Source organism: Paenibacillus sp. J22P165 (assembly GCF_059692015.1).
Map to the genome: position 1 here is coordinate 1 of NZ_JCAUAP010000041.1, position 1223 is coordinate 1223.

General features: G+C 50.4%; 2 tRNA genes and 3 rRNA genes. All 5 read right to left on the bottom strand.

Annotation, left to right across the window (positions count from 1 at the left end):
* Positions 1-111, bottom strand: a 23S ribosomal RNA gene (locus AC58QM_RS35845); the annotation flags it as partial.
* A gap of 216 nt (positions 112-327) precedes the next feature.
* Positions 328-403 (bottom strand) — tRNA-Ala (locus AC58QM_RS35850).
* 29 nt (positions 404-432) lie between these two features.
* A tRNA-Ile gene (locus AC58QM_RS35855) sits at positions 433-509 on the bottom strand.
* A gap of 76 nt (positions 510-585) precedes the next feature.
* Positions 586-702, bottom strand: a 5S ribosomal RNA gene (gene rrf, locus AC58QM_RS35860).
* A 115-nt stretch (positions 703-817) separates the two neighbouring features.
* Positions 818-1223, bottom strand: a 16S ribosomal RNA gene (locus AC58QM_RS35865); the annotation flags it as partial.

Sequence of the window (1223 nt, forward strand, 5' to 3'; positions counted from 1 at the left end):
ATCCCCGGATCAAAGCCTGCTTACGGCTCCCCGAGGCATTTCGTCGTTCGCCACGTCCTTCTTCGGCTCCTAGTGCCTAGGCATCCTCCGTGTGCTCTTTCTAGCTTAACCTAGAAAAAACTTTAAAGATTTTTGTGTAACCCGAAGGTCAACACAACCTAAGTTCTTACTTTACGTTTTGTTTCGTTATCTAGTTTTCAAGGAACAACTTATGCTATGTGTTTCGATTATCTTCGCCCTATTTCAGCGGCGAAAGTTATCTTACCACATCTTATTACTGCATTTCAAGTCGAAATTTCTTGGAAATTTCTGTCTTAAAATGTGTTTTGGTGGAGCCAAGCGGGATCGAACCGCTGACCTCCTGCTTGCAAGGCAGGCGCTCTCCCAGCTGAGCTATGGCCCCGTAAATGGGAAACTTCTTATGAAGTTAAATGGTGGGCCCTAGTGGACTCGAACCACCGACCTCACCCTTATCAGGGGTGCGCTCTAACCAGCTGAGCTAAGGGCCCGTATAGGGAAATTCTTCAAAATAAAAACCCACCTACAAGCTTTCGAAGCTTTCTCCGAAAGCTTGCCATGGGTATCGCTTGGCAACGTTCTACTCTCCCAGAACCCTGCGGTTCAAGTACCATCGACGCTGGAAGGCTTAACGGTCGTGTTCGAGATGGGAACGCGTGGATCCCTTCCGCCATCATCACCAAACGGTTGCAACATTGTTGCAGAAAGAGGTTTGCTCTTTCAAAACTGAACACGAGTGAGTAAGCGATTTGTGTACTAGGTACACTTGACTGGATCTATCAGATCCGAGTCTCCATAGAAAGGAGGTGATCCAGCCGCACCTTCCGATACGGCTACCTTGTTACGACTTCACCCCAATCATCTACCCCACCTTCGGCGGCTGGCTCCCTTGCGGGTTACCCCACCGACTTCGGGTGTTGTAAACTCTCGTGGTGTGACGGGCGGTGTGTACAAGACCCGGGAACGTATTCACCGCGGCATGCTGATCCGCGATTACTAGCAATTCCGACTTCATGCAGGCGAGTTGCAGCCTGCAATCCGAACTGAGATCGGCTTATAAGGATTGGCTCCACCTCGCGGCTTCGCTTCCCGTTGTACCGACCATTGTAGTACGTGTGTAGCCCAGGTCATAAGGGGCATGATGATTTGACGTCATCCCCACCTTCCTCCGGTTTGTCACCGGCAGTCATCCTAGAGTGCCCACC